Below are 25,348 nucleotides of genomic sequence, written 5' to 3' on the forward strand. Positions count from 1 at the left end.
CCCGCTCAATTCTGCGGTCTCTCGACTGCTATTTCTTCACCATCGATCGCGGCGTGCACCAGCCGCCACGCCAGAAAATTGTCCGTTGAAATCGCGTGCAGGCGTGTCAACGCATCGACCGCGCGATCCTGGCCTGACCCATTCAACTGCTGCAGCGCCGTCGCTAACTGGCGCAGGTCGGACGGCGAGTCTGGCGCGAGCCCTCCTGGCACGCCCGGTTCTGTGCCGCTGCGAATGTGCCACAGAACAATCTTCCCCTCTGCGTCATGCACAACAAGGTCGATTGGCTCCGGGGTCAGGGCTGGCAGGGCCACATCCGCGAACGTCGTGCAGTAACGTTGCGCTATTTCGATTGGCGCGGTGCCGGCGCGCCCGTAGGTGATCCGATAAGGAGGAGTGCCTCCCCGCCATGCAACAAATAGCGGCCCGCGGGCAGATATCACCTGATCAGCATTCGCCATCGCAGCTGCCGCGCGAAAATCACCATGATACTCCGCATCCCCCGCGCAATCCGAAACGCCTTTGGTTGGGGTTAAATTCAGGATTGCCGGCGGTCGCTCGACGATTCCCAGCCTAATTTTTGCATAGTTGAACAGCGACGCCAGGGTCTCCAGAACTCCCCGGGGCGGCGGTGGGGGGCCGGTGATAGTGATCGGAGAATCCTCGGCGGTGAACGTTCCGTTCTCCTGCGGCCGGTTGGACGAGAGCAATACCTGCGCGCGCCCGCTGATCAGGATTTGATCGCCAGCGCGCAGCGGCATTCCCCTATCGGCGTCGACCGCGTTTCGACCGCGCTGAACCTTGACGTCACCACCCCGCAGCGAAAAATTGACGAGATAGCCAACCGTTTCAAACGCTGCCTCAGCGGGCTCCGGCGCTGCCGCTGGCAAAAGAAGCGCTAGGGCCAACAGGGCAAGCAATCGCTTAGGAAAACTCATCATCTGGCCCGTCTGGTGGTAACAAGGAAGAGTCGGAAGCGGGAGCCGTGACCTCCCCGTCGACCACGGCGTGTGCCGGGGCCAGACGGTCAGCGATCCGATCGACAAATCCGTGCAGGATCGCATCGAGCGATGCCCCGACATGGATGATCCGCTCGGCCAGGATCGACAGCAGTCCCGCTGCGGGATCCACGGCAATTCCCGCCGCGACTCCTTGGGCCGCGACGAGCATCTGAGCACCGACGAGCATCGCCGTCAGCAGAGTCGTCGCCACGCAGAACCAAACGACCGCTCCGAGCCGCGCAAGCCACCATAGCGGACTTGGAGGCGAACCGGTTGCGACGATATCCGACGACTGTCGACGATGCAGTGCCCATCGCAGCGGCAGGTCGTAGAGCAGAATGAACAGACAGCAACCGCCGATCACGAAAACCAGTTCAACCGCGAAATCGAGCAGATGCGACGGTGGCTCACGCAGGAAATCGTCACGTTCGGCGGCGGCAATAGCGTTTGTCATAACCATGAGGCCCGACATCATGCCCAGGGGCGTAAAATTGCGGTCGGGAGTTTCACGCCCCGCAGCTCCCACGACCACTATCGCCCCGGCGAGGTCCGACAGGTCGGCACCATCATCGGTGACCAGTTCGTAGGGAAAGCGATTAACCCCCTGAGCCGCCACGACCCGCGCGTTGCGGCCCACAGCCTCGACCGCGTCCGACGCGATAAAATGGATGCGTCGCGCATCGAAGTCGTCGGCCTCGAGCGATTTTTCGGCGAGAAGCGAAAGGCCTGGCCTGGGGTTCGCGCTACCGATCGCCCGATGCCATCGTTCGGGCACATCGGCGCCATTCTTGGCCAGAATCGCGGCCAGCAAGGCAATCGACGGAATTGCCACCTGCTCCGATTGTCTGGCGCCCGGCGCGATTGACCAGGCGGTGGTGAACGGGCAGATCGCGCGCGCGACGCCATCGATATCCGCTTCGCTTTCGATGGACCCAAACCAGACATTGCGCCGGGCCAAGGAAAGAGCGCCACTCGGCCAATAGATCTGGTTCGCGCCTCCCGCAGCCCTCGTCCCCGGGGTCGTCCGCGCCGAGCATTGGCCACTTGGGCGCGGCGTTGGGCGGATCGCCAGTACGACCTGAGCATGCTTTAGACTGTCGAGCGAAGTGGCGAGGTCGGCGTCCGCCGGAGAGGTGTTCGTCAAGTCGAAATCGAGAACGATGACGGCAGCGCGCGCTCCATCCAGCTTCGAGACGAGATGCGCCACGGCGGCCCGGGAAATCGCGGGCTCGCCTCGCTGCGTTGGCGCCATATCGATAACACGTATCGGCGCGCCCCGCGCAGGACGTCCGCCATAAAGGGAGTCGGCAAGTTCCTGCGCATGGTCTTGCAGCGCCAACCGAACGCTTGCCGGTGTGATCGGCGCGTGGAGGGCAAGTGATAGCAGGAACAATAGCGTCGCCACCACGATACCCATCAGCACCGAGACGGCGAGCTTTCTCGCGATCGAAGTGCGATGGACCGCAGGTGATCCCGAGGGGGCGGCAGGCATAATGCCTGCATAAATCGGGTTCGTAATGAACGCTACTCGCCTCGCACGTCCCGAACCCATTGATTGGTCTAAAATGGGCGTTATCTTCGCTTCATGGGGGCAGGCTGGACGTCAAAATCTCGTGGAAGACATCTCGGCCTAGCCCTGGCCCTGGCGCTGCTGGCGGGGAATTTCGGCGGTTCTACGGTGCACGCGCGGCCGCTTGATCGAGCGCCCGCCAATACGCCCGCGACATGCCCCCCCAACGGGATTCGCGATCACGCGACCTTCCTTGTGTGCGCTGCGTCCGCACCACGCCTGGCTCTGGTGGTGGGCGAAACGGCCTATCCGCAGCGACTTAGCTATGTTGGTCAACAATGGGACACGCTCCCGGTCTCGACGCGCGACGCACAGGCGATGGCGGCGCTGCTGCAAACGCGCGGGTTTGAGCTCGTCGGCGGCGGGGCGCAGCTGAATTTGACGCGCGCCGGGCTCGATCAGGCGCTAGCTGCCTTGATGGCAGCCGCGCGCGGACGACACGCGATCGTGCTCGTCTATATCTCCGGTCACGGCTTCACCTTTCAGGGCAAGACACTGGTCGCGCCGATCGATTCGCCCCGCCCGATCCCCGGTTTTTTCGGCGAGAATTCGAGCCGTCTCGGGGTCGAGGAGATTGATACCGCGCTGAAGGCGGCCGACCCTCTCCTGACGATGATCCTGCTCGACGCGTGCCGTGACAGTCCCCCCTCGGGCGAAGCGATCAGCGGCGCGCAGGACAGTCTTGGGGATCGCACATTGCTCGGCCTGGCTGCTGAGCGCGGCGCGCCTGTGTCGGTCCCGGTCGATCCCAAGATCGCGCGAAGCGCTTATACCGACGCGCTCCTGGGGGCCATCGACGCCGCGACCGATCAACAGGCACTGGCAACGGTGTTCGACGAAGCCAATGCCATGGTGAGCGCTCTGTCCAGCAAGAGCCAGAATCCACGCTACCGCTTCGGCAATTCAACGCTGCAATTGGGGGATGTGCCTACCGGAATGATATTCGGGCGGCCCGGGTCAGCGCCGCGAGTCCGTTCCGCGGCTAACTACGATCCCGAGCGTCTCGCGCGGGCGGTCGACATGATGGATTTCATCAAATTATGCTTCATCCCGCCGGAGGAGGAGGACAAGAAAGGCCTCCACGAGGTTCAGTTCTTGATGGCGAAGATGATGCTTCTCACGCGCGACGAGGCCTCACTGAAAGCCGCATGTGTCGGCATCCATGACCGGGCTAGTGCCTATCTGGCGCGGCACCCCGAAATGCAGGGTTCCCGCGGGATCGGTGATTATTCGGATGGCCTGGAGGAAGCCGTCAAGCTCGCCGCGGAGCAGGGCAATGCGCATGCTGCGTTGCAGACCTTCATTTATTTCAAGGACGGCATGTCCGTGATCGGACTGACCGACGACGCGTTCTCGGGTGATCTTGCCCAGGCTAAGCGTACGTCGCTCGAATATCTCTTCATGGCGGCAGATGCCGGCGATCCCTATGCGATGTTCCTCGCCGGCAAGAACCTTGCCCCGAGCATGAAGAACGGCACCTATTTTGCGACGATGCCTGATGCGTTCAAAGACAATTTCGCGACGGGCAGGCGTTATCTGGAAGGTGCGCTCGATCACGGCATCGCCGATGCCGGCTACCTTCTGGCGGACATTGCCACGAGAAACTTGACCGGCTTCCCGACGCATCCGGAACTTTACCGCAATTATCTGGAGCGCGCGTTCGCCGCACAGCCGCTGTTCGTCGATGCCGGGCAGATCCTGCATTTCCGTTTCGAACTCGCCGACGACTTCTTGAACAGCCGCGTGCGACCGCGCGACCCGGCCAAGGCCGTGGCGCTGCTTCGTCAGATCTACGCATCACCCGTCGACGCGACGGACGATGGCCTGTCGATACGCGGCAATGCGGCTTGGCTGCTGGCCTATGCGCTGCGCGGCAATCGCGCCTCAAGCGATCCCGCCGCGCGCGAGGAATTCCGCTCATTCGCGGCCGCGGCGGCCGAACTCGGCATCCCCAATGCCGAGAGCTATGTCGGAAGCGTCCTGATCAGCGGCACCGACGGCTTCACCAAGGATCTGGCGCGTGGCCAGGAATTCCTGCGTAAGGCGCGCGCCGCTGCGGCAGCCGATGCGGCAACCAACCCTAGCCCGCCGCGATCCGGCGCTCGGCGACCGACTTCACCTCCGCCTGGAGGAGCTCGATCCGCGAAACGATCCAGTCGAGTTCCTCGGCGGTGATCTTGTAATGTGGCGAATAACGCGCGTTGACATAGGCCTGCTGGAGCAATTCGAAGCAGCGCCGAGCGAATTTGGTGTCGCGCGGCCAGACCGGGATGAGATCGCGCGCGACATCCTCGGCCTGCTCGCGCAGGAAATTGAGCTTGTGTGACTTGGGGCTGTAGAGCGTCAGGACCAGCAAGGTCGTGTGATAAAAGTGCTCCGCCGCCTGATGCAATAGGAACGCTGCCAAGTTGTTCTCACCATCGTTGATCGCATACCCCGCGTTCTTCAGGAACGCGCTGGCGCTCCGGAACCACTTATCGAAATGAGTCTGCGCCTCCTCGCGGGCGGCCACGGGATCGAGGGGCTTCGGTACGTCGAACGGATGGTCATCAAGCTGGTACAACGCGATCCCGTCGCGCACGATGTCGACGAAGAACGGCCATCCCCGCGCCAGCTTGTCGTTCACGTCCTTGAGGCTGTGCACGATGAAATTGACTGGCGCCGAGAGTCGTTTGGCGATCGAATAGTCGCGCAGCAAATGGTCGCCGGCCTTCGCCCAATAGTCGAGCGTGTCAGTCAGCCGCTCGTCATTGACCACCACGAGTAGGTCGTAGTCGGAGAAATAACCGCCGACCGGGTCAGCGACCCAATCGCCGCGCGCATAAGAACCGTAGAGGATGACCTTGAGGATCCGCCCCTGCTTCTTCCACTTCTGCGTGGACAGGCTGACGGCGTCCTCGAACTCGGCGAACAGGATCTCGACAACACGGTCGAGGTCGCGGCGTTTGCGATCGGGGAGATGGCTGAGGTCGGTTTTCATCGGAGGTGAATCCTAGCGGTCTTCTCGCGTGCGAAGCAATGGCATCGACCCCGCGCCGCGGCGGCGCGGGGTCGGGCAGGGCTCAGTCGGCCGGGTTCCAGATGATGGCGAAGGTGTCGTCATCGTCCTGGCCGGCGGCGCGGCCGAGATTGGCGTAGAGCCGGCGCGGGCCGAACTCAGGGGCGGCGAAGCTCAGCGACACATAGTCGTTGCCCGAGGTTTCGCTGCGACGCAGCCAGCCGGCGCCGACCTCGACACCGCCCGAGGTGACGCGATAGTCGGGTTGGCTGTCGCCGGACTTGCGGTTGTTGGGCACGATCAGGATCTCGGCCCGGATCGAGAGGGTCTTGAGCTCGCCCTTGAAGGCGTTGCCGTCGCGGGTGACATAACCGATAGCGGCCATGGTACTTCTCCTTCTTGCTCGCCTCGGCGGAATGCCGGGCGATGGGCAGGCCGGAGGGACGGGCACAGCGAAACGGCGAACCCGAAGGGCCGAAGCGGCAGCGGAGGATCGGAGCCAAAGGCTTATTTGAGAGCGAAGCGACCGCGAGGAAGGCCCCCCAGCGGCCGGGGAAATAAGTCGGCAGGCGATGGTTTGGCCGGATCGCGACCGTCCCAGGTCACAGGCCCAAGGAGCCGGCAATTCCGAGGGGAAGGCAGGAGATCCCCGCCGCCGATCGGTAGCGGGAACGTACGGCAGCGCCTCCGTCAAGAGCGAGCCCAGCATCCTGTCATCGACTCCGGCTGTGTCGCAGCGATCGCCGGGCCAATCCCGGAGCTTGGCCGGCGCGGCAGCGGATCGATATCCAGGGCACCGTCAGCCGATCGCAAGCGGCATGCGCCCTTCAAGCAGCCGCTCCGCCATAATCGCGATGTTAAGGTAATAGCGTTCGAAACGCGGCACCAGGTCATGCAAGCCGACCCGCCGCTCCGCGTCGTGCCAGCGGTCGGCTAGGCGATCATATTCGATACCGGCGCCGGTCACCTCCCGTCTCGATCCGTCGAACAAGTCGAAAATCGCCTGGATGTCGATCGCCAGCACGCCGTGCACTTCGCCGGGATCGGGTGCGAAGCGTAGGCCGGGCGTCGCCAAGGCCATGAAGACCGACTGGAACTCGCGATTGCGGTCCCCTGTCGGCATGTCCGCCGTTTCGCAGCGATAGCCCAGATGGTGCAACGGCGCCGGAATCTCGATGCCAAGCTCCTCGGGCACCTCGCGGAGTGCGGCAAGATCATCTTCCCCCGCAAGTATGTGCCCGGCGGCGGTTGCATCGAGCTTACCCGGATTTGCGCGAACATCGGGACCGCGCAGTTGGAAGAGCAGCCGCCCCCCCTCCCGCGGATCCACCAGCCAGAGGTGAACTGTGCGATGCCACTCGCCCCGGCGATGGGCTTCGTCGCGATCCATCGTTCCGCACACGCGCATGTTCGCATCGTAGATGTCGAGCCGCTCCACGCAGCATTCCCCTAATGATCAAGCCCCGATGCCTCGGTGTCCACGCGATGCAGTAGAGGCTCAAGCCGCTGTCGGATATCGAGGAAAACCATATCGGCCGATCTGTCAGCGTCGATGATGTCGTACCCCCGCGCGTCGGCCAGCGTACGGAGATGCATCCTCACCTTATCCTGATGGCTGATGAAGGCCCCATCGCTGCAACTCCAGTCGCACCCGGATTCATAGGGCCTGTGGACATGCCCGCGCGCGACGATGGCGCGCGGATCCATGTCGAGAACCAGGGTCAGGTCGGGTTCCGGGAAAAAACTGCAGACGGCGCCGAGCCAGGCCGGGTCGAGGCCCATCGCGGCCTCGGTCGCGTAATGTTTCTGCCAATAGCCATCGTGTAGCAGCAGTTCCCCTGACCGCGGCGGGAGTGCGCGGATCAGCACCGCGTTCATATAGATCAGCCAGAGCGCACGGCTCTCGTCGCGCATCTGCGGCAGGAACTCATGGGCCAGGTTCTCGTACGGCACGCCGAAAAAGGCGCATTCGGGGACCCGCTCGGCATCGAAGATGTCCCGCTTCGCCATGCTGCGTGCCGGAATGCCCCTTTCGTCGCGGGCCCAGGCGAGGAGCCGGTCGATCTGTGTCGATTTGCCGCAGCCGTCTCCACCCAGAATGTTGACGAACATCGAGGCCTAGCTCGCCACAGCCAGCGGTACCGGTCCCGCCTGCTTGAGCAGGGCGTCTGCGTCGAATCCGAACAATCTGGCGGCATTGCCGAAGACGATGGCGTGCGCCTCGTCTTCCGGGACCTCCGCCAGCAGGTCGGCCAGGAAGGGGATTGAGTTGGGCTGGGTCGATTGCTCGTGCGGAAAGTCCGACCCCCACATCAAACGGTCGATGCCGATCTGGTGGCGCGCCGCGACCGCGAACGGATCGTAGATGATCGAGACATAGACGTTGCGTCGGAAATAGTCGCTCGGCGGCCGCGGCGTTGCGCTCGCCTGCGCGCGCTTGCGAATGCGCTGGTTCCAGGTCCAGTCCATCTGCCACTGGAAATAGGGAATCCAGCCCCCTTCATGCTCGCTCGTTTCGACGACCAATTCGGGGTGCCGCTCGAACACGCCAGCGAAGATCAGGTCGGCGAGCGACATCCGCACCCAATAGTCCGCGTTGACCCTCAAGCTGTAGTTCACCTTGGCGAAGTTGACGCCGTACGGGCCGTTGTAATTGGTCAGGACATGCAGCGAGAGGGGAAAACGATGCGCCGCAGCGGCGGCCCATAAACGCTCATAATCGGGGTGCCCGTAGTTGCGCTCCGCGCCCGGATAGCAGCTGATCATGCCCCCGGAAAAGCCGAGGCGAGCGGTACGCTCGATCTCGCGCACGGCGTCGTCGGGATCGTAATTATTCAGCATGGCGACCGGCTTCAGCGCATCGCGGTCCTCAGCGCAGAAATCGGCGATCCAGTCGTTGTAGGCGCGGCAGATCGCACCAAAAATGTCGGGCTCCGCAATGCAATAATTAGTGATCCCCTGGGTTGGCCGGATGACCGCGCCCACCACGCCGTCGATGCGGTTCGCCGCGAGATAGAGCGACGGCGTATAGGCCGCAGGATCGACATCCTCGAACGTCGAATGGGTGAGGACCGCGCCTCGGGCCGCCACGACGTCGGGCTTGGTCGCGACGCTGCCGGAGCGCCGCCGCCGCCCGCTGACCGAGCCGATGCGCTGGCCATCGAACATCCAAAAGTCGTTGCCGTCGATGCGGGCGACCTGTGGCGCACGATCGCGATATTCCCGGTCGATCCGGCTGGTCCAGAGGTCTGGCGGCTCAATGATGTGCGAATCGGACGAAATGATCGCCATCGGCCCCGTTCCGGAATGTGCCGTGTTCTGCATGTTCGGGCTCCCCTTGCGTCAGATGAATGCCCTGTCGCCGAGCATGGCGTGGACATCGTCGATGGCTGTTGCGATCTCGGCGCTGGTCGCGGGGCTGATCTGGGCCAGCCGCTGCGCTGCCTCGCCTGCGGTAGCGGTACCGTCGAAGTGCAGCAGCACTTCATGCGCCAGCGGATTAATATAGATGACCTCCGGGCTCGCCACACGCGAGAGCCAGATGCCGCGGGCGTCGCGCTGGATCTGGCTGTCGAGCCGCAACGCGGGCAGGACACTGCCGCCCCCTGCCCCGTCCCGGCGCACCTCGGGGAAAATATTGTTCTCGCTGTCCAGCGGATAGCCGGCCAGGAAACGATGCTGCGCCCAGGGCACGATCGAGAAGCGCAAGCCGAGCAACGCGCGAAAGGCGGTTTCGGCGGCGCTATCGCCGATGCGGCGGTCAAGTGCGAGCCACGCGTCGTAGATCCGGTCCAGATCAAGGCCGCCGGGCAGACACGTACCGGCGCGGACCGTCCGGAGCGCCGCGAGTTGACGCGTCTGCCATTTCTCGGCCGGATTGGTTTCGCCGAGCCCCGCGAGCAAGGCCGCTGCAAGTCGCCACCGAAAGGCGCGCAGCAACGGGCGCGCACTGTCGTCGTCGCCGCTTTCAATGAAGCCGAGGATGTCGATATGCAGCGCCCCCATCCAGGCAACAGCACGATCGAGCAACACCCGCCCCAGCTTGCGCCGGTCAATCGCGCCCACGAGACGCTGCCATGCGCCGGTGCCGGTGATCGGCTGTGCGATGCGGAGCTGGTGCAGCAGCTTTACCTCGGCGTCGGAAAAGTCGGCGACCGCCTGGCGCGGATCGCGCTCGCCGTCGCTATCGACCGCGCCCAGCCTGGCGAGCAGTTCGTCCAGATCCGCCCCGCAAATGGTTTCGACGTCGGCGGCGAAGGATCCCAGATCCAAGATTTCCACCGGATCCCCGCCCTGGAGGGCGAACCGATCGGCCGAGATTCGGTAGATATCGACATCGGAGCGATGGTTGCCGAGCTCCTCGCAGAGCGACCCCGCGAGCACCAGCACGTCATCCGGGCCGCGATGGACCTGCTCTAGTATCGCCTCGATCAATGCCTGCCGCGAAGAATGGTGGAAGCGGAGGAATGCGTCCACATCCATCGGACCCACGCCGCTCAGCGAACGTCTGAAATCTTGGCGGCGAAGCTGTTGACGAGACCCCCGAGCGCGGGAAGCCGGTTGGGATCGTTGGCCAAGAGCCGCGTCGTGGACTCCAGCGCCGCCATCTCGTCCCTGTCGAGGAAGCGGCTGCTCAGTTCGATCGCTGCGGCGGCCTCGTTATTCGAGATGTGCATCCGCGCCAGCTGCCCTGCTGACTGACCGTCGCGCGGTTCGAGCTTGAGCGCTTGTGCATAGGCCTGCTGCGCCGCCGTCAGGTCGCCATTGGCGCGATAAGCGTCGCCGAGCACGGTCAACCCGGAGAGCGGCCTCCCGCTGATGTCCTTGAAACGGAAGTCTGGATTCTTGCCAACGAACGCCTTGATGATCGCAAGTGCCTTGACGGGCTCGCCGATCTTCAACTGAACGATCGCGATCCGAACGACCGCCTCTGCCGCATCCCCGGCCGCTTCATAAGCCGCGAGCGCTGTCGCGAACTCACGTCCAACCTCATGGATCTTGCCGGCAGCGACAAGAGGCGCCGCGCCGGCACCGCCCCGCTCGACCGTCGCGACGAGAGAGGTCACGATGTCAACGATCTGGCGACCACGATCGACACTCTTCTGGAAAGGGAAACTACCCGGATTCTTCTGCATCGACACCTCCCTGACCAGCCAGAATGATGCTCAGACACTGAGCGCACAGAACGGCACAACTGAGAGCGGCGAATCGAATAGATTCGTCAAACCGAAATACCCCTTAAACTAATTCTCATCCTCTTACGCCGAGATATATGTCCGAAATGAATGGTTCATTGGAGAGCTCCTCAATCTTCCCGAACCTCGCCTGCAATCGCGCACGAATGCTCTTTCATCGTGCGGAAAGCGGCGTCACCCCAAAGTCGCCGGAAAGTAAATTGCTCGCCACACGAAATTAGTGTTGACTTACGCGCTCTGAAAAATGGAGGTGCGTGATGGGAATGTTTGCCACGGCAGCCGGTGTCGACCGGTATGTGCTGATCGGCCGGATCGTCACGATGGATGCGGCGGGCACGGTTCATCCACGAGGCGCGCTTTGCATCGAGCGCGACCGGATCGCGGCGGTGGTGGCCGATCCGGCGCATCTGCCCGACGACTTTTCCAACGTGACGCCGATCGAGACCAAGGGCACGATCTATCCTGGACTGATCGAGCTCCACAACCATCTGAGCTACAACTTCCTGCCGCTATGGACGGTGCCCAAGCGCTACACCAACCGGAACCAATGGCGCGAACATGAACCAGACTATCAGACAAGCATCGCCATCCCTGCACGGATTATCGGGTCGAACACGGATCCCGATTATGCGCGCAGCATCGCGCGCTTCGTTGAGTGCCGCTCGCTGCTCGGCGGGACGACGACGACCCAGGGCCTGAGTTCGAGCGGGACCGGCGGCAAGAAATGGTATCAGGGTCTGACGCGCAATGTCGAGGCGCCGCTCGATCCGATCTTCCCGGCGGCGGGCGGCCAGACGCTCGACTACCGGCCCGCGGAAATTGCATCGGAACTGGTACCCGCGCTCAAGAAGGATCGCCCCTTCTTCTACCATCTCAGCGAGGGAACCGACGCCGACGCCCGACAGCGTTATCTCGATCTTGAGTACGTGCCCGGCAGTTGGGCAATCGACGGCGACCTCATCACCATTCACTGTATCGCACTACAAACAATCGATTTCCAGCGCGTCGCCGCTGCCGCGGGCATGGTCTGGTCGCCGCTCTCCAATCTCCTGCTTTATGGCGCGACTGCCGACGTCGCCGCAGCCCGTAAGGCGGGCATGAAGATCGCGCTCGGATCTGACTGGTCGCCGAGCGGAAGCAAGAACCTATTCGGCGAACTCAAGATCGCCCGGATCGTGAGCGATCATGCCGGCGGCCTGTTCAGCAATGTTGAACTCGCGCGCATGGTAACCTCTACGCCGGCCGCAATGCTTGGCTGGGACAACCAATTGGGCAGCTTGGTCCGCGGCAAGAAGGCGGACCTGCTGGTCCTCGAGGGCGCCGTCGACGACGAATACGACCAGTTGATCCGCGCCAAGGAAGACGACGTGCTGGCGGTGGTGATCGACGGGCGACCACGGCACGGTCGGATGGGGTTCCTCGACTTCGACGCGACACGGCAAGAACGGATCGTCATCGGCGGTAAGGACTATAGTCTCGACCTGACCGAACAGGGCAGCGACCCGCTTGCTGGCCTGTCGCTCGCCACTGCGATCGCCAAGTTGACCGACGGCCTGGCGCGTTTACCCGATCTCGCCGCCAAGGCGCCCGCTCCCGGCACGCGCGCCTTCGACCTGATCGAGCGGGAGGCGATCAGCATCGATTTCGAACTCGACGAGACTCCCGGCGACTTCAGACATTTCCAGACCATGGCCCTGGCAGCCGCGCCGACGCTCCGGCCCTTGCCGATGGCACCCATCACGGCGGTCGATGACCCCGATTTCGTACCTGCGCTGAAGGCCAACACAAACATTCCCGACTATTTACGCAACGCGCTCTAGCGGACCACGGCGCGACTTGTCCGCGACGCATGCCACGCGCATCGCCTGGAAAATGATCAACGACATCCTCAAGCTGATCGAGCGGCTAGCCCCCGACCCTGTGTGCGACGACTGCATTGCCGAGCGTCTGCAGCTTGCCGACCTACAGAAGGTGAGGATCGCCACGAATGCACTCGCCGGCACCAGCCGGTTCGAGCGGTGTTCCGATACCTGCGCGCTTTGTGATCACAAGAAGCTGGCGACGCGCCGATCGCAGTAAAGCGGGTCTCCCGCCCGATCATTACCGGCCGGATATCGGCGCGTAGCGGCGTACCGCGAAGCCGCCCTTGATCGGCGCGCAGGACAAATCCCTGCCCCGCACCGAACAGCGCTCGGAGATTGTCGGTGCTGGCGAATGGATCGCGCGGCTTGCAATCGCGGCCCCGCGCGCAAAGGTCGGGCAGCTCAGGCGCATCGAAGCCCTGCAGACGAATTCGCGTGGCTCCGCAGCGCAGCGTGTCGCCATCGACGACGCGCGGATCGGTGCAGCCGACATCCTCGCTCGATGTGACGGCCAAGACCTGGGTATCCGGCATCTCGGCCAGCCCCAACCCGAGGGCCGCCCCCGCCAGAAGGCCGATCGCGGTCACCGGGCCATAGCGCCGCATCAGGGTCGGCTTTCGCGCCGACCGGCGGACGAGGGAAATATTGGGTTTGCGACGCATGGGTCTATCAGACGCTGATTTTCCTGACATTGGATGAAGGACGATGACCTCCGTCATCCGGCTCGGCCGACGCTCCGAGGGACGTCCCGCGCTCTTGCCGTCGCGTCGATCCGCAGGCAATCTCGCGGTCCTCATTGAAGAGGAGTTGCCCATGTATCGTTTCGCTCTCGCTTTGGCTGCTATCACGATGCTCGCCAGCCCGGTGACCGCCGCCGGCACGCGCTGCCGTGACGCCCATGGCAAGTTCATCAAATGCGCGCCCACCCCGAAAAAGGTCGTGCGCTGCAAGACCGCCAACGGCAAGTTCGCCAAATGCGGCACGCCCGGCGCCAAACCACTCTGAGCGCCGTCATGGGCCGGCGCGGAGCGTCGGCCCAGGCCATTTCCCGGCGCGCGCGCGTCGCTCGGCCATTTCCCGGCGCGCGCGCGTCGCTCGGCCTTGTCACTCGGCGAGCGCTCCCGCCGGCAGGGTCAGCATGACCTGCTCGACCTCGATCTTCCATGTGGCCGCCAGTGCCGCGAGCTCAGCGCGCGACACAGGCGCGCCCCGATAGAGTTCGTCGAGGCGTGCATCGCTGATCCCGCTTTTTTGCGCCAACAGGCGGTACGGTATCGCCGACTGCAGGGCCCAGGCGAGCAACCAGGGCTCGCCCGTGGCGATCGCCTGAGCGACGGCCGGCAACGGATGCCAATGCGGACGCTCCACGCCGAACATCAGGCGAGCTCGAAGAGCGGGAGCTGTTCGCCGCTCGCGGCATAGATGCCCCGCGCGCGACGCGCCGCATCGACCGCCTGGCGATAATGGACCGTCCCGACGCGTTCGGCTTCGTCGAAGCCGGTCGGCGCCCAATCCTCGCTCGGATAACAGGCATCGTAGATCGCACGCGCCGACGCGCGCAGCAGCGGATCGTGCTGCACGATTCTTCTCCCTTATGGCTCGAATCGCCGTTTTGACCGGCGGATGGGAAGTGTAGAACAAAGCAGGAACACATAGCAAGAGATCTTGTCCGGCCCCACACTTCGGCCTTGGTACTGGCGGCCGCGCGTCCGAGCAGCGCGTCAGCGCGCGAGGACGCCCCGGCCGAATTTTTTGACGATTATGCGGTTTACAAACCTAGTCGCGTTCGGGGCCTATCGTGACCTCGATTATGCTGACTGAGTATCCGTGCTTTTTCACCTCACGGAGCGACCTTTTGTCGGCACCTCCCTTGAACGTCCATCCGCTGGTGGCGACGGCTTTGACGAACTTCCACGGGGCGTACCGCTGAGGTAGGTTCGCGCCGGTTTGATCGATGGAGTATGCCATCGCGCCACCAGTGCCGGAAAACATGTACAGTGTATCAATCTGGCGGGCGCTCGCCGCAGTCAGGCTGAAAAGCGAGGCCGCGAGGATGGCGCGTACAGCGATGCTCATTCCGGCTTCTCCAGCGGCTTATACCTTGGTGATTACGTAGTTCACAAACCCGATCACCAGCCGGGCATGTTTTCCGTGTCTTTGAGTAACTGAAAGATCACTGGCTTTGCGCGATACACTTCGTAGATCGCCTTACCGTCCTGAGTGACCGTGTCGCATCGCAATTGCGTTTTCAACTTCATGGCTAAAGCAGGATCGCGGTTGGGATCGCGCTGAATGTCCCCGCAAGTGGCACGACGTTCAATAAACGTCGCGACATCCAGCGGCGCCGCTTCGATGCGAGTGTGCATCGCATCAGCCGCGTCGTCTTGGCCCATAGCCGGAGAAATCGCGGCGAGAAGCAATGCAAGCATCATTCCGGCTTCTCGACCGGCTTGTGCTTCACGATCTTACGCAGCCTGTCATCGAAGCGGGCTTCGTCGTCGTCCGTTTCGAGGTCGCGCGCGGCTTCCCTGAACTTGTCGAGTTGGGTTTTGTCGTCAGACATGGATACTGATCGCCTTCAAATAGTCTTGCCTCGTCGCCTGGCCTAGTTTTCGGCTTCGACACACAAACGCAATCTTGTTTCTGTGTTTTGGACCGGTGGTTTTCTCGTCGGTGGCAACGATCGCAGATTGAAATTTGCCAACCGCGATCAAAAACGGGCCGGCGGAATTGACTGCCCCAATTTGCCGGAACAAGCCCGCATGAGATGCCATGATGGCCTGACGTCAGTAGAACAAGCGGCCCGCACGGCGCTCAGCGTCCGCGCAATTCGTCGCAGATCCCATCGAACAAGTCGAAGAAGCGGCGTTCGAGTTCGCCTTCGCTCAAGCCGAACGCGGCGATCGCGCGGGGCAGGCCCAGCACCATCGCTGCCGCACGGGCGTCGGCGAGATAACGCGGATCGAGGTCGCGCGCGGTCGCCAGATCGCCGGCATTGCGCATGCTATAGTCGGCGACCCGGAAGCCGTGGATCAGCCGGTCGCGCGGGACCAGCGCATCGACCCCATGGGCGCGCTTCTTCTCGATGATGTCGTGACCGGCATCGATCAACCAGGTCTGGTTATCGAGTGCCGACGGCGGCGAATCCCCCTTGTCCATTGGCCACCGCTAGCGCGACCGGCGCGGCGACGCCACGCCTGTCATGGCAAAAAATTCCGCGCGCCCGCGCCCCGTCAGGGGCGCGGGCGCGCGGCGGGATTTCAAGGGTCCGAACCGGGGCCAGCCGTGTCGCGGTACCGCGCGGGGGATGATCCCCCGCGCGTGCCCCATCGCCTCAGGCGGCGAGCGCCTCGGGGCTGTCGAAATTGTCGTTACTGCCATGCTCCTCTCCGCCCTCATCCGGGTCCGGCGGCAGCGCCGCGCCCTCCGGCGCGGTCGGATCGGGATCGTCATCATGTCGGGCGGCGGCAAGCCGGGCGCTTGCCGCCACGGTGCCGACGCCGCCGCGCGCGGTATAGGTGGCGGGCGGGAACGCCATCCATTTCGGGACCCAGCGCTCGACTTTCGCCCGGCCGCCCGCCCCATCGAGATGGTCGGTGACGATCCGTTTCAGGGTCTTGCCCTTCTCGCCCAGATTGGCCTGTGCGACCGTCTCGCCCGCGACCTCGGCCACCATCGCCGACAGCACCTCCTTGTCGCGGATGAGGTCGAAGAAGGCGGGATCAGCCTGCCACCAGCGTGCCATGTCGAGCCCGAGCGTCTGCCCGACCGCCTCGACCGCCGCACTGCCCGAGGCCAGCGTCTCGCCCATCGCGACCGCGATCACGTCCATCACGCCAGTATCGGGCAAGTCGAGCAGGCGCAGAAGCAGGCGGACCAGCATGGTGTCGTCGCGATCGCCGCCGGTCACCGTGGCGCGCTCGGGGTCCAGATCGAGCAGCGCCAGCACCGCACGGCGGCGTTCGTCGAACCGCACTTCGCCAAGGCCGGTCGCGACGCTGTCGCGCGTCGCATCGTCACACGACGCCTGTGGTTCGCGCCGCACCGTCCACAGCGGCGAACCGACGATCAGATGGGCGACCGTCAGGCGCAGCGCGACGCCGGGATGGCCGGTCAGTGCGGCGCGGACGGCGGCGTGACGGTGCAGGTCGATATAGGTCTGCATCGCCGAGGTGACCTCGGGACGCTTCGGCGTCTCGCCCGTCACGCCGGTACGCCGCGCGGCGCGTTCGACCTCCCGCCTGCCGATATAGCCCTCGTGGAAGCTCACCTCGCCACTCGATCGGACATCGATATAGACGCGCCCGCCCTTGCGCTTGCCCGCCTTCTCATAGTCCCATGCGTGGAACTGCCCGGACGGTGGCACGATCACCGCGTCGGGCCAGCCCGCTTCGAGATATTGGATCCGGCGCGCCTCGATCGCATCATGCTGCGCGGTCCAGAACGCATCGGCGTCGGCGAAATAGCGATCCTCGCCGAACAGATCGGCGATGGTGACAAGGCCGCTGGCCGCGACATCGAACAGCGCATGCCGGACCGGGATCGACTGTCCGCCAAACAGCCATGCCTTTAACTGGTGACCGGTCGGACAAGAGGCGGTGTCGTCATCGGCCAGCGCGAGCCATGTTTTTTGCTGGCTCTTGCTCGCCAACGTCAGGTGACGGACCGTCGCGCGGTCGATCTCTTCCTTCGCATACATCGCACGGATGCGCGGCAGCAGATTGCCGAGCGCGAGGACGCGTTTGACGGTCAGATCGGGCAAGGCGAAAGTCGCGGCGATGTCCTCGACCTTGCGCCCTTCCCGCACCAGCCGGGTGAAGGTTTCCCATTGTGTGACCTCGTCGGGATCGAGCCGCGCAATATTCTCGATCAGCGACGCTTCGATTGCATCGGCATCATCGATCGTGTCGAGGATCGCGCAGGGCATCGGCTCCGACTCATCGCCCGCCGCGCGGCGCTCCTCGGCAACGATCATCGCCGCGGTGAAGCGCCGCCACCCGGCGACGATCTCGAAGCTGTCCGGCGCACAGTTCGGCCGAACGATCACCGGCTGGAGGACGCCACGTTTGCGGACACTGGGAAGAAGGTCCGACACATCAGGCGGCTTCTTGGCAGAACGCATATTGGCGCGGCTCACGCAAAGCTTGTCGAGCGGGATAAAATCGAGTTTCATGGGGATACTCCTTGTGAGTGCCGGCCCCGTCCATCGTTGGACACTTGGCGGGGCCGGTTTGGGGGCGGCGAAAACGCGCCGCGCGTCATCCGCCTGCGGGCGGAAGTTCGTTGCCGGATGGGGGCTCGGGCCTGCGACGAAGTTCGGCTTCGGCGCTGATGATCGAGCCTGTCCGCCGCGCGACATCGGCCCAGACCGACAGCGGGCACATCGCTATGAAATGCTCGTCGCGTTCGATGAACAGGCCGAAGGACAAGCGCACGCAGGCGATTTCGCGGAGCGAGAAGGACCCGAGTTCCGGACATCCGAAGCCAAGGTCGGCCAGTCCGAACAGCGTATCGTCGTCATCGTAAAGCTCGGTCGCGATCCATGTCGCCGCACCCATCGGATTGAAGAATTTGACCAGCGGCAACGGGTCGGGTTCGCGCCGCCTGTCGCGCACGGCGATGCAGCGCGCGACGTCATTCGCGCGCAACGCGGCGCGCAATTCGGGGGTGAGCAGGATCATGCCACCCTCCCCTGTTCGTACTCGCTGGTCTTCGCCGCGTCATGGCGGACCAACAGCCAGTCGGCGGCCTTGCTCGCCTGACTGGCGGCCCGGAAGATGGCGCGACTGTCTTCGCGCAACAGGTCGAGCCAGTGGCCGAGATAATCGGCATGGCGGACGGTCGGCACGATGCCGAGCGCTGCGCACAGAAAGGCGCTGCCCATCTCGGCGACCAGCTCTTCGCGGGCATAATGTTTGCCGCCGACACCGTTCATCAGCTTGCGGTCGAGCCGCGACACATGCCCGGTCGCGTGGGTCAGTTCGTGAAGGCAGGTCCTGTAATAATCGATCTGCGCGAAAAAGGCCGGTTGCGGCGGCACCTGCACATAGTCGAGCGACGGCACGTAAAAGGCCTCATCGCCGCCGATCCGGAAATCCACGCCCGACGCGGCAATCACATTTTCCGCGACAGACACGACCTCGCGCTCGGCAAGCGGCGCGGGATCGGCCGCAAGGCCGGGGCGCAATCCGTCGCACTGCGCGACATTGAACACGGTAAACCGCTTGAGAAAGGCGATGGCCTTGGCTCGGGGGGTATCGCTTCCCCGGCGCGATCCCCGTTCCCCTTCGCCCTCGCCCGTCGCATGAGCGCGCTCCTTCCCGGCATTGGGTGTGAAGCGGTCGGCATAGACCACGGTCACGCCGCGCTCGCCCTTGCGGACACTGCCGCCCGCGTCCAATGCCTGCCGAAAGGTCAGCCATGATTGTGACGGCCAGCCACATTCGATCACCGCGCCCCACAGGATGAGGATGTTGACGCCGCTATAGGTGCGGCCGGTAAGTGCGTTTCGCGGCAAACCCGGCGCGGCGGTGCCGACGCTGCCCCAAGGCTGGACCCAGGGCACGCGGCCCGCCTCCAGTTCGCAAATGATGCGGCTGGTCACGTCATCGTAGAGAGTGGCGCGCTGGGCGGAGCTTTCCCCTCCCTCCTCACGACGCGCGCGGCGGCTGCCGGTCTGGCGCATGGCGATCCTCCTGCCCGACCCAAAAACCCATACGGGCTTCCCCCGGAGTGGGGGTGGGCGGCGACTTGCGACCTGCCGGGCGCGGCCAGGAGGCGGCCCGCATCCGCAGGACCGCAATGCAATGGAGGAGCCGGCGCAGCCGGCTTGCGGGACGCCGGGCCGCGCCCAGAAGGACGCGCCGCCCATCACCGCGACGGCGGGAAGGCCCCGCAGAAACGCCGCCGCGCCCAAGGCGCGGCGTCCGGCGCACTCAGCGCCAGGGATCGTTACCGACAGGCCGGGACGTGAAGCGGCCCGACGACGCGGGCCGCAGAGCCCGGTCGCGCCCGACGGCGCGAGGCGTCATGCCCTCGGCGTCAGTCAAATCGGCCCGGATCACGCTCGCTCCAGTGATCGCCCCGCTGGTCAAGCCAAACAAAATATCCGATCTGACCGAAATGATTCTCGCCATTATGACCGCCGTCGCCATTACCGGCTGTGTCGCCACCGACGGCGACAGCCTGCGCTGCGGCCCCGAACGCATCCGCCTGCTCGGTATCGACGCACCCGAGATGGGCCGCTGCCAGCCCGGACGGCACTGCGCGCCAGGAGACCCGATCGCCAGCCGCGACAATCTGCGCCGGCTCGCCAGCCGCGGCCCGGTCCGGATCGATCGGGTCGGCACGGATCGCTACGGCCGGACCATCGCGGTGGTCTATGCCGGCGGGCTCGACCTGTCCTGCGCACAACTCAAGGCCGGACAGGCGATCTACCGGCGCGACTGGGACAATGGCCTGCGGATCGGCCGCACCTGCGACCGGATCCGATAGGCGCTCCAATTCAACCCACGGGCGCCGCAGGCGCCCAACAAGATTACGCACCCTTGGCGAAAGCCGCCGGCGCGGCGGCGTGCGCGCGGGCCTGTGGGCCAGCCGCCGCCGTGCCCCCGGCTCCGAGCCAAGCGGGCATGCGCGGGCCAAGAACAACGCGCGACCTCTGGCGGTACTCACCGCCAGTGCGCGCTCATCCTGCCCGCGCTCCGCAGCCATCGCCCCCGCCGGGCGATGCCTCGCACCGTCCGAAGGGCGGCGCGAGCGCAGCACCGATGCGCCCGTGCGCCGCGTCTTCCACATGACCTTGTCAGTCCCCCACCCGATGTCCAATAGGTCCGGTCAGATAAGCGCGAGCGGAACGATGGCGTCTATGTCGATCATTGCGCCTTTTGAAGAGAGTGCCCGTTCAGGAATTCGATATGGCTGAGGTAAGAGCAATCCACGAACGGGTGATCGAACTCGCAACACTGGGCGACGCGGCCTGGTTCGAGAATAATCCCGACCGCCGTATTCGCATTCGCAATGCGGTGGCCATGGAATTCAATGAAGACATCGGCTCGCCGCCGCCCGGCATGCTGGTGCGGACGCTCGTGCTGGAAGCGCAAGCGGGTGTGCGACTGCGCCAGCCCGTCGCCATTCTCGCAAGCGTTGCGATTGACGAACTGGGCGACGAGGCGCTTTTCACGCTTTTCATGCAGGTTGCGCCACCTGATGCAAAGAATGTGTTGAAGAAATTGCGGGACGCGAAAGTGTCAGGCGCTCCCAAGCCGGCCTCGAGCCGCTGAGTCCTGTCGATCGGTTATTTGGTGACAGTCGCCCTGGCGGCGGATTGCGGTGGATGTACTGAGCGGCTGAGGACGTGCGAGCCGCGCCGATTCTGTGCATCTTTCCGGGGCCGAATCGAGGTCACGTGGCATAGGGTGTCGATTGGCCGGACATTGCTCTGCTCCGCCTGCCGAAAGAGTAAGCTGGCTTGCTAACTCTCGCGATCGTCGTCGTCGTCGTCGTCGTCGTCGTCGCCAAACCTATAGTGAAACGGGCGGTTCCCGCTCGGCGTCTGTGCTCGAATGACGAAGAACGCTGAAATAAACAGCGCTCCCAGAACAACCGTCAATACCAGATAACCGATAGCCGCGCGCATTGCTGACCTCCGTGCAGAGCATGGTCAGTGCTGACCAGATCACTAGCCATTCGAGTCTTGCAATGTATTTCCGTTTTGCACGCGGCGTTCATATTCCCACGCCAATCGTCGGTGGGTGATCGCAATCGCCGGGTCTGAGCATCGCTCAGCCATCTGGTGTTCTTTTTCCGCGCGCCTGGCAAAATATGTCCTGTCATCCCGTGGTGACATCTCGACCTCCGACAAGCCTCCCGCTTCAGCGAGTCGAAACCATAACGACTAAATTTGGTTCCGCATTATCCTGGGTTAGGATCGTCGCCGGCGCATTACGGCGAACCCAACACCGCATAGTGAACCCAGTGGTCCACCAAAATCCGTTCCAGAACGCGGCATTCAATAAGTGCCGGCATCTGCTCCTTGCCGAACCAATAGGAGACGTCCCCGTCCTCTCGCACCTCCTTATAGATGGGCGCGATCATCGCTTCATTGAACAGTGCTTCAACATCGCGTTGATGCTGGGACTTGATCCGGACTCGCGCGCCCATGCGTGGTCCAGGCGGCCTGGCTCTTGGCTCGCTCACCCCGCTTCCCCAGCGTGGCATAATCCTTCTCGACGGAGAGTTGTTTGTGCCAGTCCCCGGCCACCTTGAAATATTCGGCATTCTTCGCACGCGGTGCGCAGATTATAGAGGTTACACATCAGCGCCTCGCAATTGGTCGATCCTCGCCGCGATGTCCTTCCATCGCGCAACTCCAGCGATATCGCCAGCCAAGGCGAGCGCGGCGATCCGCTCGGCAATGAAAGCTGGCGCACGATCGCCGTGCTGCCGCTCGACGGCCAGCGCTTCGGCCCAACGTTCCCGGTCTGGCGTCAAGGGTATATGCTCCGCTATTGTTCTAATCCCAAGTCGTTTGGGACGAGAGGCTATGGCATAGGATGCTACCGCATTTGAAGGCGATTGGTGGCTCCTGAGAAGGGAATCCGACTTTAGCGCACTGAATCGAACGCGCCGGATCCGCTTATGAACAAAGCACAGCCCGGAAACATGATCCGGTGTCATCTCGGCGAGATGCGCGCGCCAAGCTACACAGCATTATCCTTCCCGCGACAGGCCCCGTCGGCGCGGGAGATGATGCCGGACGGGATTTCGAGACCTCCAAAAGCACAATCGCGCCCGCGATGCGCGCGATCCGGGATGAACGAAACTCGGGATCGCGGCGCGTCGGCTTTAACTGCACACTTCAGGTGAAGTTCGCGTCCAAGATCAAGTCGGACCTGGCGACGATCGCGGCCTCCAACCCTCCCGACGCGGTCGCCTATTTTTGCGAGGCCAATGTTCCGATCGCGAAACGCGACGAACTCATCAAATGAGCGTCATTCGAGCACGGTCTGGAACGCCAGATTTTCGGTGGCACCGCGATTCCGGAAATGCTCGTCGAACCGGACGTCTTCTGGATCGCGCAGGAATAACCGCGTCATCGTCTCGCCATGTGGTGGGTTCAAACAGACTATTCATTCCTTTTGGCTTATGGAGTTGGTCCTATGGCGGTTACTCATCCCGAGCAACTGAACGATCACTACAATGATTTGTTTCGGGTGGGCGACGTGGAGGGCCTTGTCGCGCTATACGAGAGCGACGCGACCTTATCTCCGGCGCCTGGACAATTCCTCACGGGCTCGGACGCCATAAGGGGACAGATGCGCGCCTTGGTGGATCTCGACGGTGAGTTGACGGCAACGCAGCTTTCCTGCGTCCGTGAGGGCGATATCGCGCTTCTTCATGCGGCATGGCATTTCGTTGGCAAGGCTCCTTCTGGCGAACCGATTGCGATGGGTGGAACATCATCCAAAGTGGCCCGGCGGGCGCCAGACGGCGCATGGCGATATGTGATCGATCTTCCGGTTACGCCTGAGAGTTCAGCGTAAAATCGGCACGTCTGCTTATGCGGTAAGAACGAGCCGCTCAGACGGCGACAGCGCCTACCGTGAATCGGTGTCCCAATAATTTACAGGGGCCGGATGGCGTCACTGACCATTCCTTCACAGGTACGGTTCCTTCACAGGTACGGTCAGCATGATCGCCTGCAGAAGCTCGACCTGAAACTGTTCCAACCCCTCGTACTGGAGGAGGTCGATCCGTCCTCGCGCATGCCGCGCTGCAGGCCATAATATGCGGTCGAAGCCATCAGCCCTTCCGGGTCATGGTCTCTGAAGGGCTGCTGCAAGGAGGCGACCATCTCCGGCAGGCGCTCGACATATGCCTGCGCCCTCTGTGTCATCCGCGCGCGGAAAGTTTCCTGATCGCCGGGCGTGCGCAACTGGCTGAAGCTCAGCCCCGTACGCTGTGCAATCAGACTCGATTGGCGCGGCTGCTTTACGGCCGCCCTTACGGTTCGACATGGGCGAAGACCAATCGATGGGTCCCGAACATCAAGAGGCGCGCCCCAGAAACCGACGACCGGATATCCGACAGGTCCACGAACCGGTCGATCGAACGCAGAAGATGATCCGCCGGCACATGCCGCTCCAGGTTGAAGCTGTAGAACAACGCTTCCTGCGCCACCGTCCGCTCGCCCATCGACCCGCCTCCGCTTCTCGCGAAGAGTGAATCAGACCGTTAACACCACTTCAAGTCCGAGTTTTTCAACAGAATCCGCCCATTAGCGGAGGTTCGCGATCAGCCTGAACGAAGGGCTGCTTTCGAGTTTGCGGCGGCCCCGTCGAGATGCGCGTTGCGCACCGGCCCGGCGCAGACGCTCGACCATGGAATGAGATGGGCGCCAGAAATATGGCTTATAAAGGCCCGCTGCCAGAATACAGCGCCGGCACTGCGCGAGCATCGCGAGGTTGAAACCCGGCGGCGGACATCGCTTTCTTTTGCGAAGCCCGGAATCTTGCCATGTCTATGTAATTCAGCCGCAGCAAACAGAGCTCCGTGACTGTCGGCGAGTGCTTCGCTCGCAGCAGAATCGAGGTTGGGTATGCCTGCAAGCGACGCTTTGTCTTTTCTCCTGGCTTGGGTCCTTGCGCCGCTGCGCGTTGCGTCTGTCGCGCCGTCCAGCACCAGGTTGGCGACGGTCTATCGCGTCGCGACGATCAAGACGCTCAGCGCCGATGACTGGCGTTTCGCATGACGGGACCGCTGTCGGCCATCCTCGGTTTCGGTCTGTTCGGCGTCTTCTGCCTCGCCGTCACCGAAAAGATTCTGCCGGTTCCACCATCGCATGTGCTGCTGTTGTTCCTCGGGATGACGGCAGCACCCGACGACGCGACGCTTGGCGTGCTGCTGCTGGTGACCACGCTCGGCTCCACGACCGGCTGCTTGTTCTGGTACGCGACGGGCCGGAGAATCGGACCCGACCGTGCCGATGCGCTCGTCGTGCGCTTCGGCAAATATGTCTTCCTGCGTCACGCAACCTATCGCCGGCTCTGTCAGTCCTATCGCCGCAATCATCTTAGGGCATCATTGCTGGCGCAGTTCATCCCGACGGTGCGCAACTACCTGCCGATCGCGGCCGGCGCGCTCTGCCTGCCCGTCCTGCCCTTCGCGACCGGCACGTTGCTTGGCGCCATGCTGTGGAACGCGGGCTTTCTCATTACCGGCTATCTGATGCGCGGCGGTAGCCAGGATTCGATCACGGTCGGCTTTCGCATCATTGTCATCGTCGTCGTTCTGGAGACAATGTTCCTGCTCGCGCTGCGCTACGGCCCCGCTTGCTGGCGGCGCTTCAGGCTGGTGCTCGGCTGAGCACGCAGCACCAGCCTTAGAACGGCGCCGAGCCTGTACGATGAAACCCTTGGCCTGCTGGCGCGGAGGGGTTTCGACATCGGTGCCGATGCGACGAGAAATGGATGGCGTGGCGCACGGCTGGAAAGCCCAGAAGTGCTGGCGAGTTGGGCGGCGATCTGCCGCGGGCCCGAGGAATATTGGGCATTTTGCGAATGTGCCGAAAAATGGTCGATCTCGAAGACTATTCCCGCAGACGGCAATTCAATCACGCTATGACCGTCGAGCGGATCATCAGCATCAAGACCGGAACCCGGTGAACTGGCGGCGCCTCCTATTTGCGCCGCATGCCCGACACCGTATTGTTCCCCGAGCTT

At 63.5% G+C, this 25,348-nt stretch carries 33 protein-coding genes; 11 read left to right on the forward strand and 22 right to left on the reverse strand.

Features of this window, described 5'->3' with window-relative positions:
* Positions 1 to 5 precede the first annotated feature (5 nt).
* Entirely contained in the window at positions 6 to 938 is a 933-nt protein-coding gene (locus OO12_RS25115) for a hypothetical protein (protein WP_160296907.1), read from the reverse strand.
* The gene (locus tag OO12_RS25120; RefSeq protein ID WP_082006781.1) at positions 925 to 2,553 is read right to left on the reverse strand and encodes a CHASE2 domain-containing protein; all 1,629 of its coding nucleotides are present in this window, start codon (positions 2,551 to 2,553) and stop codon (positions 925 to 927) included. Before OO12_RS25120 ends, OO12_RS25115 begins: the two co-directional genes overlap by 14 nt.
* A gap of 246 nt (positions 2,554 to 2,799) precedes the next feature.
* Here OO12_RS25120 and OO12_RS25125 point away from each other — a divergent pair, with 246 nt between their 5' ends.
* Positions 2,800 to 4,746 (forward strand): caspase family protein, encoded by a 1,947-nt coding sequence (locus OO12_RS25125; protein ID WP_034161442.1) that lies wholly within the window; start codon positions 2,800 to 2,802, stop codon positions 4,744 to 4,746.
* Here OO12_RS25125 and OO12_RS25130 read toward each other — a convergent pair.
* The 7 genes from OO12_RS25130 to OO12_RS25160 all read right to left on the reverse strand — a co-directional run bounded on the left by OO12_RS25130 (position 4,652) and on the right by OO12_RS25160 (position 10,704).
* Positions 4,652 to 5,551: a nucleotidyltransferase and HEPN domain-containing protein gene (locus OO12_RS25130; protein WP_034161443.1), complete on the reverse strand. Its 900-nt coding sequence runs from the start codon at positions 5,549 to 5,551 to the stop codon at positions 4,652 to 4,654. The two genes, OO12_RS25125 and OO12_RS25130, sit on opposite strands and share 95 nt — an antisense overlap.
* An 82-nt stretch (positions 5,552 to 5,633) precedes the next feature.
* Positions 5,634 to 5,954 carry a DUF736 domain-containing protein gene (locus OO12_RS25135; protein WP_034161444.1) on the reverse strand — a complete coding sequence of 107 codons (321 nt, stop codon included), beginning with the start codon at positions 5,952 to 5,954 and terminating at the stop codon, positions 5,634 to 5,636.
* Positions 5,955 to 6,368: 414 nt separating this feature from the next.
* The gene (locus tag OO12_RS25140) at positions 6,369 to 7,007 is read right to left on the reverse strand and encodes an NUDIX hydrolase (protein WP_034161445.1); all 639 of its coding nucleotides are present in this window, start codon (positions 7,005 to 7,007) and stop codon (positions 6,369 to 6,371) included.
* Between the two features lie 11 nt (positions 7,008 to 7,018).
* Positions 7,019 to 7,681 carry a dTMP kinase gene (locus OO12_RS27285; protein ID WP_052216259.1) on the reverse strand — a complete coding sequence of 221 codons (663 nt, stop codon included), beginning with the start codon at positions 7,679 to 7,681 and terminating at the stop codon, positions 7,019 to 7,021.
* A gap of 6 nt (positions 7,682 to 7,687) precedes the next feature.
* Entirely contained in the window at positions 7,688 to 8,893 is a 1,206-nt protein-coding gene (locus tag OO12_RS25150; protein ID WP_082006783.1) for an amidohydrolase family protein, read from the reverse strand.
* A gap of 18 nt (positions 8,894 to 8,911) precedes the next feature.
* Entirely contained in the window at positions 8,912 to 10,003 is a 1,092-nt protein-coding gene (locus OO12_RS25155) for a hypothetical protein (protein WP_160296908.1), read from the reverse strand.
* A gap of 62 nt (positions 10,004 to 10,065) precedes the next feature.
* Positions 10,066 to 10,704 (reverse strand): tetratricopeptide repeat protein, encoded by a 639-nt coding sequence (locus tag OO12_RS25160; protein ID WP_034161448.1) that lies wholly within the window; start codon positions 10,702 to 10,704, stop codon positions 10,066 to 10,068.
* Positions 10,705 to 11,021: 317 nt separating this feature from the next.
* On the opposite strand from OO12_RS25160, the gene OO12_RS25165 reads away from it, so the two are divergent.
* The 4 genes from OO12_RS25165 to OO12_RS25180 all read left to right on the forward strand — a co-directional run bounded on the left by OO12_RS25165 (position 11,022) and on the right by OO12_RS25180 (position 13,631).
* The gene (locus tag OO12_RS25165; RefSeq protein ID WP_052216260.1) at positions 11,022 to 12,584 is read left to right on the forward strand and encodes an amidohydrolase family protein; all 1,563 of its coding nucleotides are present in this window, start codon (positions 11,022 to 11,024) and stop codon (positions 12,582 to 12,584) included.
* Between the two features lie 52 nt (positions 12,585 to 12,636).
* Positions 12,637 to 12,843, forward strand: coding sequence for a hypothetical protein (locus OO12_RS25170; RefSeq protein WP_034161487.1), 207 nt, complete (start codon positions 12,637 to 12,639; stop codon positions 12,841 to 12,843).
* A gap of 67 nt (positions 12,844 to 12,910) precedes the next feature.
* On the forward strand, positions 12,911 to 13,306 hold the full coding sequence (locus OO12_RS25175; RefSeq protein WP_034161450.1) for a hypothetical protein: 396 nt from the start codon (positions 12,911 to 12,913) through the stop codon (positions 13,304 to 13,306).
* A gap of 133 nt (positions 13,307 to 13,439) precedes the next feature.
* Positions 13,440 to 13,631 (forward strand): hypothetical protein, encoded by a 192-nt coding sequence (locus OO12_RS25180; RefSeq protein ID WP_034161451.1) that lies wholly within the window; start codon positions 13,440 to 13,442, stop codon positions 13,629 to 13,631.
* 99 nt (positions 13,632 to 13,730) lie between these two features.
* Here OO12_RS25180 and OO12_RS25185 read toward each other — a convergent pair whose 3' ends face one another.
* From OO12_RS25185 to OO12_RS25220, 9 genes are all read right to left on the reverse strand, one after another.
* Positions 13,731 to 14,003 (reverse strand): hypothetical protein, encoded by a 273-nt coding sequence (locus OO12_RS25185; protein WP_034161452.1) that lies wholly within the window; start codon positions 14,001 to 14,003, stop codon positions 13,731 to 13,733.
* Complete coding sequence (locus OO12_RS25190) at positions 14,003 to 14,206, reverse strand: hypothetical protein (protein ID WP_034161453.1); 204 nt, start codon at positions 14,204 to 14,206, stop codon at positions 14,003 to 14,005. Before OO12_RS25190 ends, OO12_RS25185 begins: the two co-directional genes overlap by 1 nt.
* Positions 14,207 to 14,402: 196 nt before the next feature.
* The gene (locus OO12_RS25195) at positions 14,403 to 14,702 is read right to left on the reverse strand and encodes a hypothetical protein (RefSeq protein ID WP_034161454.1); all 300 of its coding nucleotides are present in this window, start codon (positions 14,700 to 14,702) and stop codon (positions 14,403 to 14,405) included.
* A 53-nt stretch (positions 14,703 to 14,755) separates the two neighbouring features.
* Positions 14,756 to 15,055 (reverse strand): hypothetical protein, encoded by a 300-nt coding sequence (locus tag OO12_RS25200; protein WP_160296909.1) that lies wholly within the window; start codon positions 15,053 to 15,055, stop codon positions 14,756 to 14,758.
* Entirely contained in the window at positions 15,055 to 15,189 is a 135-nt protein-coding gene (locus OO12_RS29345) for a hypothetical protein (protein WP_268747937.1), read from the reverse strand. The genes OO12_RS25200 and OO12_RS29345 overlap by 1 nt, the downstream gene beginning before the upstream one ends.
* Positions 15,190 to 15,440: 251 nt before the next feature.
* Entirely contained in the window at positions 15,441 to 15,785 is a 345-nt protein-coding gene (locus OO12_RS25205; protein WP_034161456.1) for a hypothetical protein, read from the reverse strand.
* A gap of 175 nt (positions 15,786 to 15,960) precedes the next feature.
* The gene (locus OO12_RS25210) at positions 15,961 to 17,799 is read right to left on the reverse strand and encodes a ParB/RepB/Spo0J family partition protein (RefSeq protein ID WP_034161457.1); all 1,839 of its coding nucleotides are present in this window, start codon (positions 17,797 to 17,799) and stop codon (positions 15,961 to 15,963) included.
* Between the two features lie 85 nt (positions 17,800 to 17,884).
* Positions 17,885 to 18,307 (reverse strand): DUF2958 domain-containing protein, encoded by a 423-nt coding sequence (locus OO12_RS25215; protein WP_034161458.1) that lies wholly within the window; start codon positions 18,305 to 18,307, stop codon positions 17,885 to 17,887.
* Positions 18,304 to 19,311: an ArdC family protein gene (locus OO12_RS25220; RefSeq protein ID WP_034161459.1), complete on the reverse strand. Its 1,008-nt coding sequence runs from the start codon at positions 19,309 to 19,311 to the stop codon at positions 18,304 to 18,306. The genes OO12_RS25215 and OO12_RS25220 overlap by 4 nt, the downstream gene beginning before the upstream one ends.
* Before the next feature lie 452 nt (positions 19,312 to 19,763).
* Between OO12_RS25220 and OO12_RS25225 the strand changes: the two genes are divergently transcribed.
* Positions 19,764 to 20,120: a thermonuclease family protein gene (locus OO12_RS25225; protein ID WP_034161488.1), complete on the forward strand. Its 357-nt coding sequence runs from the start codon at positions 19,764 to 19,766 to the stop codon at positions 20,118 to 20,120.
* A gap of 401 nt (positions 20,121 to 20,521) precedes the next feature.
* Entirely contained in the window at positions 20,522 to 20,908 is a 387-nt protein-coding gene (locus OO12_RS25230; protein ID WP_152616660.1) for a hypothetical protein, read from the forward strand.
* Between the two features lie 191 nt (positions 20,909 to 21,099).
* Here OO12_RS25230 and OO12_RS28805 read toward each other — a convergent pair whose 3' ends face one another.
* The 3 genes from OO12_RS28805 to OO12_RS27795 all read right to left on the reverse strand — a co-directional run bounded on the left by OO12_RS28805 (position 21,100) and on the right by OO12_RS27795 (position 22,118).
* Positions 21,100 to 21,264 carry a hypothetical protein gene (locus tag OO12_RS28805; RefSeq protein ID WP_160296910.1) on the reverse strand — a complete coding sequence of 55 codons (165 nt, stop codon included), beginning with the start codon at positions 21,262 to 21,264 and terminating at the stop codon, positions 21,100 to 21,102.
* Between the two features lie 305 nt (positions 21,265 to 21,569).
* The gene (locus OO12_RS25235) at positions 21,570 to 21,788 is read right to left on the reverse strand and encodes a hypothetical protein (protein WP_034161461.1); all 219 of its coding nucleotides are present in this window, start codon (positions 21,786 to 21,788) and stop codon (positions 21,570 to 21,572) included.
* Between the two features lie 147 nt (positions 21,789 to 21,935).
* Positions 21,936 to 22,118, reverse strand: a complete 183-nt coding sequence (locus OO12_RS27795; protein WP_152616661.1) for a DUF6961 family protein — start codon at positions 22,116 to 22,118, stop codon at positions 21,936 to 21,938.
* Positions 22,119 to 22,423: 305 nt separating this feature from the next.
* On the opposite strand from OO12_RS27795, the gene OO12_RS25245 reads away from it, so the two are divergent.
* On the forward strand, positions 22,424 to 22,615 hold the full coding sequence (locus tag OO12_RS25245; protein ID WP_034161463.1) for a hypothetical protein: 192 nt from the start codon (positions 22,424 to 22,426) through the stop codon (positions 22,613 to 22,615).
* A gap of 171 nt (positions 22,616 to 22,786) precedes the next feature.
* Positions 22,787 to 23,170 (forward strand): YybH family protein, encoded by a 384-nt coding sequence (locus OO12_RS25250; RefSeq protein WP_052216262.1) that lies wholly within the window; start codon positions 22,787 to 22,789, stop codon positions 23,168 to 23,170.
* A gap of 460 nt (positions 23,171 to 23,630) precedes the next feature.
* Here OO12_RS25250 and OO12_RS29480 read toward each other — a convergent pair whose 3' ends face one another.
* Complete coding sequence (locus tag OO12_RS29480) at positions 23,631 to 23,822, reverse strand: hypothetical protein (protein ID WP_034161465.1); 192 nt, start codon at positions 23,820 to 23,822, stop codon at positions 23,631 to 23,633.
* A gap of 403 nt (positions 23,823 to 24,225) precedes the next feature.
* Here OO12_RS29480 and OO12_RS28810 point away from each other — a divergent pair, with 403 nt between their 5' ends.
* Together OO12_RS28810 and OO12_RS25265 are read left to right on the forward strand one after the other, a co-directional pair.
* Positions 24,226 to 24,378 (forward strand): hypothetical protein, encoded by a 153-nt coding sequence (locus tag OO12_RS28810; RefSeq protein WP_160296911.1) that lies wholly within the window; start codon positions 24,226 to 24,228, stop codon positions 24,376 to 24,378.
* Positions 24,375 to 24,992, forward strand: a complete 618-nt coding sequence (locus OO12_RS25265) for a DedA family protein (RefSeq protein WP_034161466.1) — start codon at positions 24,375 to 24,377, stop codon at positions 24,990 to 24,992. Before OO12_RS28810 ends, OO12_RS25265 begins: the two co-directional genes overlap by 4 nt.
* Positions 24,993 to 25,348: the final 356 nt, after the last annotated feature.

Origin of the sequence: Sphingomonas sp. ERG5 (assembly GCF_000803065.1) — a bacterium.
Taxonomy (GTDB): Bacteria; Pseudomonadota; Alphaproteobacteria; order Sphingomonadales; family Sphingomonadaceae; genus Sphingomonas.

Coding starts and splice junctions, on each gene's coding strand:
- OO12_RS25220 (WP_034161459.1), bottom strand. CDS start 19,311: ATGCGCCAGACCGGCAGCCGCCGCGCGCGTCGTGAGGAGGGAGGGGAA.
- OO12_RS25205 (WP_034161456.1), bottom strand. CDS start 15,785: ATGGACAAGGGGGATTCGCCGCCGTCGGCACTCGATAACCAGACCTGG.
- OO12_RS25165 (WP_052216260.1), top strand. CDS start 11,022: ATGGGAATGTTTGCCACGGCAGCCGGTGTCGACCGGTATGTGCTGATC.
- OO12_RS25235 (WP_034161461.1), bottom strand. CDS start 21,788: ATGGGCGCGCGAGTCCGGATCAAGTCCCAGCATCAACGCGATGTTGAA.
- OO12_RS25170 (WP_034161487.1), top strand. CDS start 12,637: ATGATCAACGACATCCTCAAGCTGATCGAGCGGCTAGCCCCCGACCCT.
- OO12_RS25180 (WP_034161451.1), top strand. CDS start 13,440: ATGTATCGTTTCGCTCTCGCTTTGGCTGCTATCACGATGCTCGCCAGC.
- OO12_RS25245 (WP_034161463.1), top strand. CDS start 22,424: ATGCGCGCGATCCGGGATGAACGAAACTCGGGATCGCGGCGCGTCGGC.
- OO12_RS25195 (WP_034161454.1), bottom strand. CDS start 14,702: ATGAGCATCGCTGTACGCGCCATCCTCGCGGCCTCGCTTTTCAGCCTG.
- OO12_RS27285 (WP_052216259.1), bottom strand. CDS start 7,681: ATGTTCGTCAACATTCTGGGTGGAGACGGCTGCGGCAAATCGACACAG.
- OO12_RS28810 (WP_160296911.1), top strand. CDS start 24,226: ATGCCTGCAAGCGACGCTTTGTCTTTTCTCCTGGCTTGGGTCCTTGCG.
- OO12_RS25120 (WP_082006781.1), bottom strand. CDS start 2,553: ATGGGTTCGGGACGTGCGAGGCGAGTAGCGTTCATTACGAACCCGATT.
- OO12_RS25160 (WP_034161448.1), bottom strand. CDS start 10,704: ATGCAGAAGAATCCGGGTAGTTTCCCTTTCCAGAAGAGTGTCGATCGT.
- OO12_RS25265 (WP_034161466.1), top strand. CDS start 24,375: ATGACGGGACCGCTGTCGGCCATCCTCGGTTTCGGTCTGTTCGGCGTC.
- OO12_RS25200 (WP_160296909.1), bottom strand. CDS start 15,055: ATGCTTGCATTGCTTCTCGCCGCGATTTCTCCGGCTATGGGCCAAGAC.
- OO12_RS25115 (WP_160296907.1), bottom strand. CDS start 938: ATGAGTTTTCCTAAGCGATTGCTTGCCCTGTTGGCCCTAGCGCTTCTT.
- OO12_RS25250 (WP_052216262.1), top strand. CDS start 22,787: ATGGCGGTTACTCATCCCGAGCAACTGAACGATCACTACAATGATTTG.
- OO12_RS25215 (WP_034161458.1), bottom strand. CDS start 18,307: ATGATCCTGCTCACCCCCGAATTGCGCGCCGCGTTGCGCGCGAATGAC.
- OO12_RS29345 (WP_268747937.1), bottom strand. CDS start 15,189: ATGTCTGACGACAAAACCCAACTCGACAAGTTCAGGGAAGCCGCGCGC.
- OO12_RS28805 (WP_160296910.1), bottom strand. CDS start 21,264: ATGCGCGCGGCTATCGGTTATCTGGTATTGACGGTTGTTCTGGGAGCG.
- OO12_RS25135 (WP_034161444.1), bottom strand. CDS start 5,954: ATGGCCGCTATCGGTTATGTCACCCGCGACGGCAACGCCTTCAAGGGC.
- OO12_RS25130 (WP_034161443.1), bottom strand. CDS start 5,551: ATGAAAACCGACCTCAGCCATCTCCCCGATCGCAAACGCCGCGACCTC.
- OO12_RS25185 (WP_034161452.1), bottom strand. CDS start 14,003: ATGTTCGGCGTGGAGCGTCCGCATTGGCATCCGTTGCCGGCCGTCGCT.
- OO12_RS25225 (WP_034161488.1), top strand. CDS start 19,764: ATGACCGCCGTCGCCATTACCGGCTGTGTCGCCACCGACGGCGACAGC.
- OO12_RS25210 (WP_034161457.1), bottom strand. CDS start 17,799: ATGAAACTCGATTTTATCCCGCTCGACAAGCTTTGCGTGAGCCGCGCC.
- OO12_RS29480 (WP_034161465.1), bottom strand. CDS start 23,822: ATGGGCGAGCGGACGGTGGCGCAGGAAGCGTTGTTCTACAGCTTCAAC.
- OO12_RS25150 (WP_082006783.1), bottom strand. CDS start 8,893: ATGCAGAACACGGCACATTCCGGAACGGGGCCGATGGCGATCATTTCG.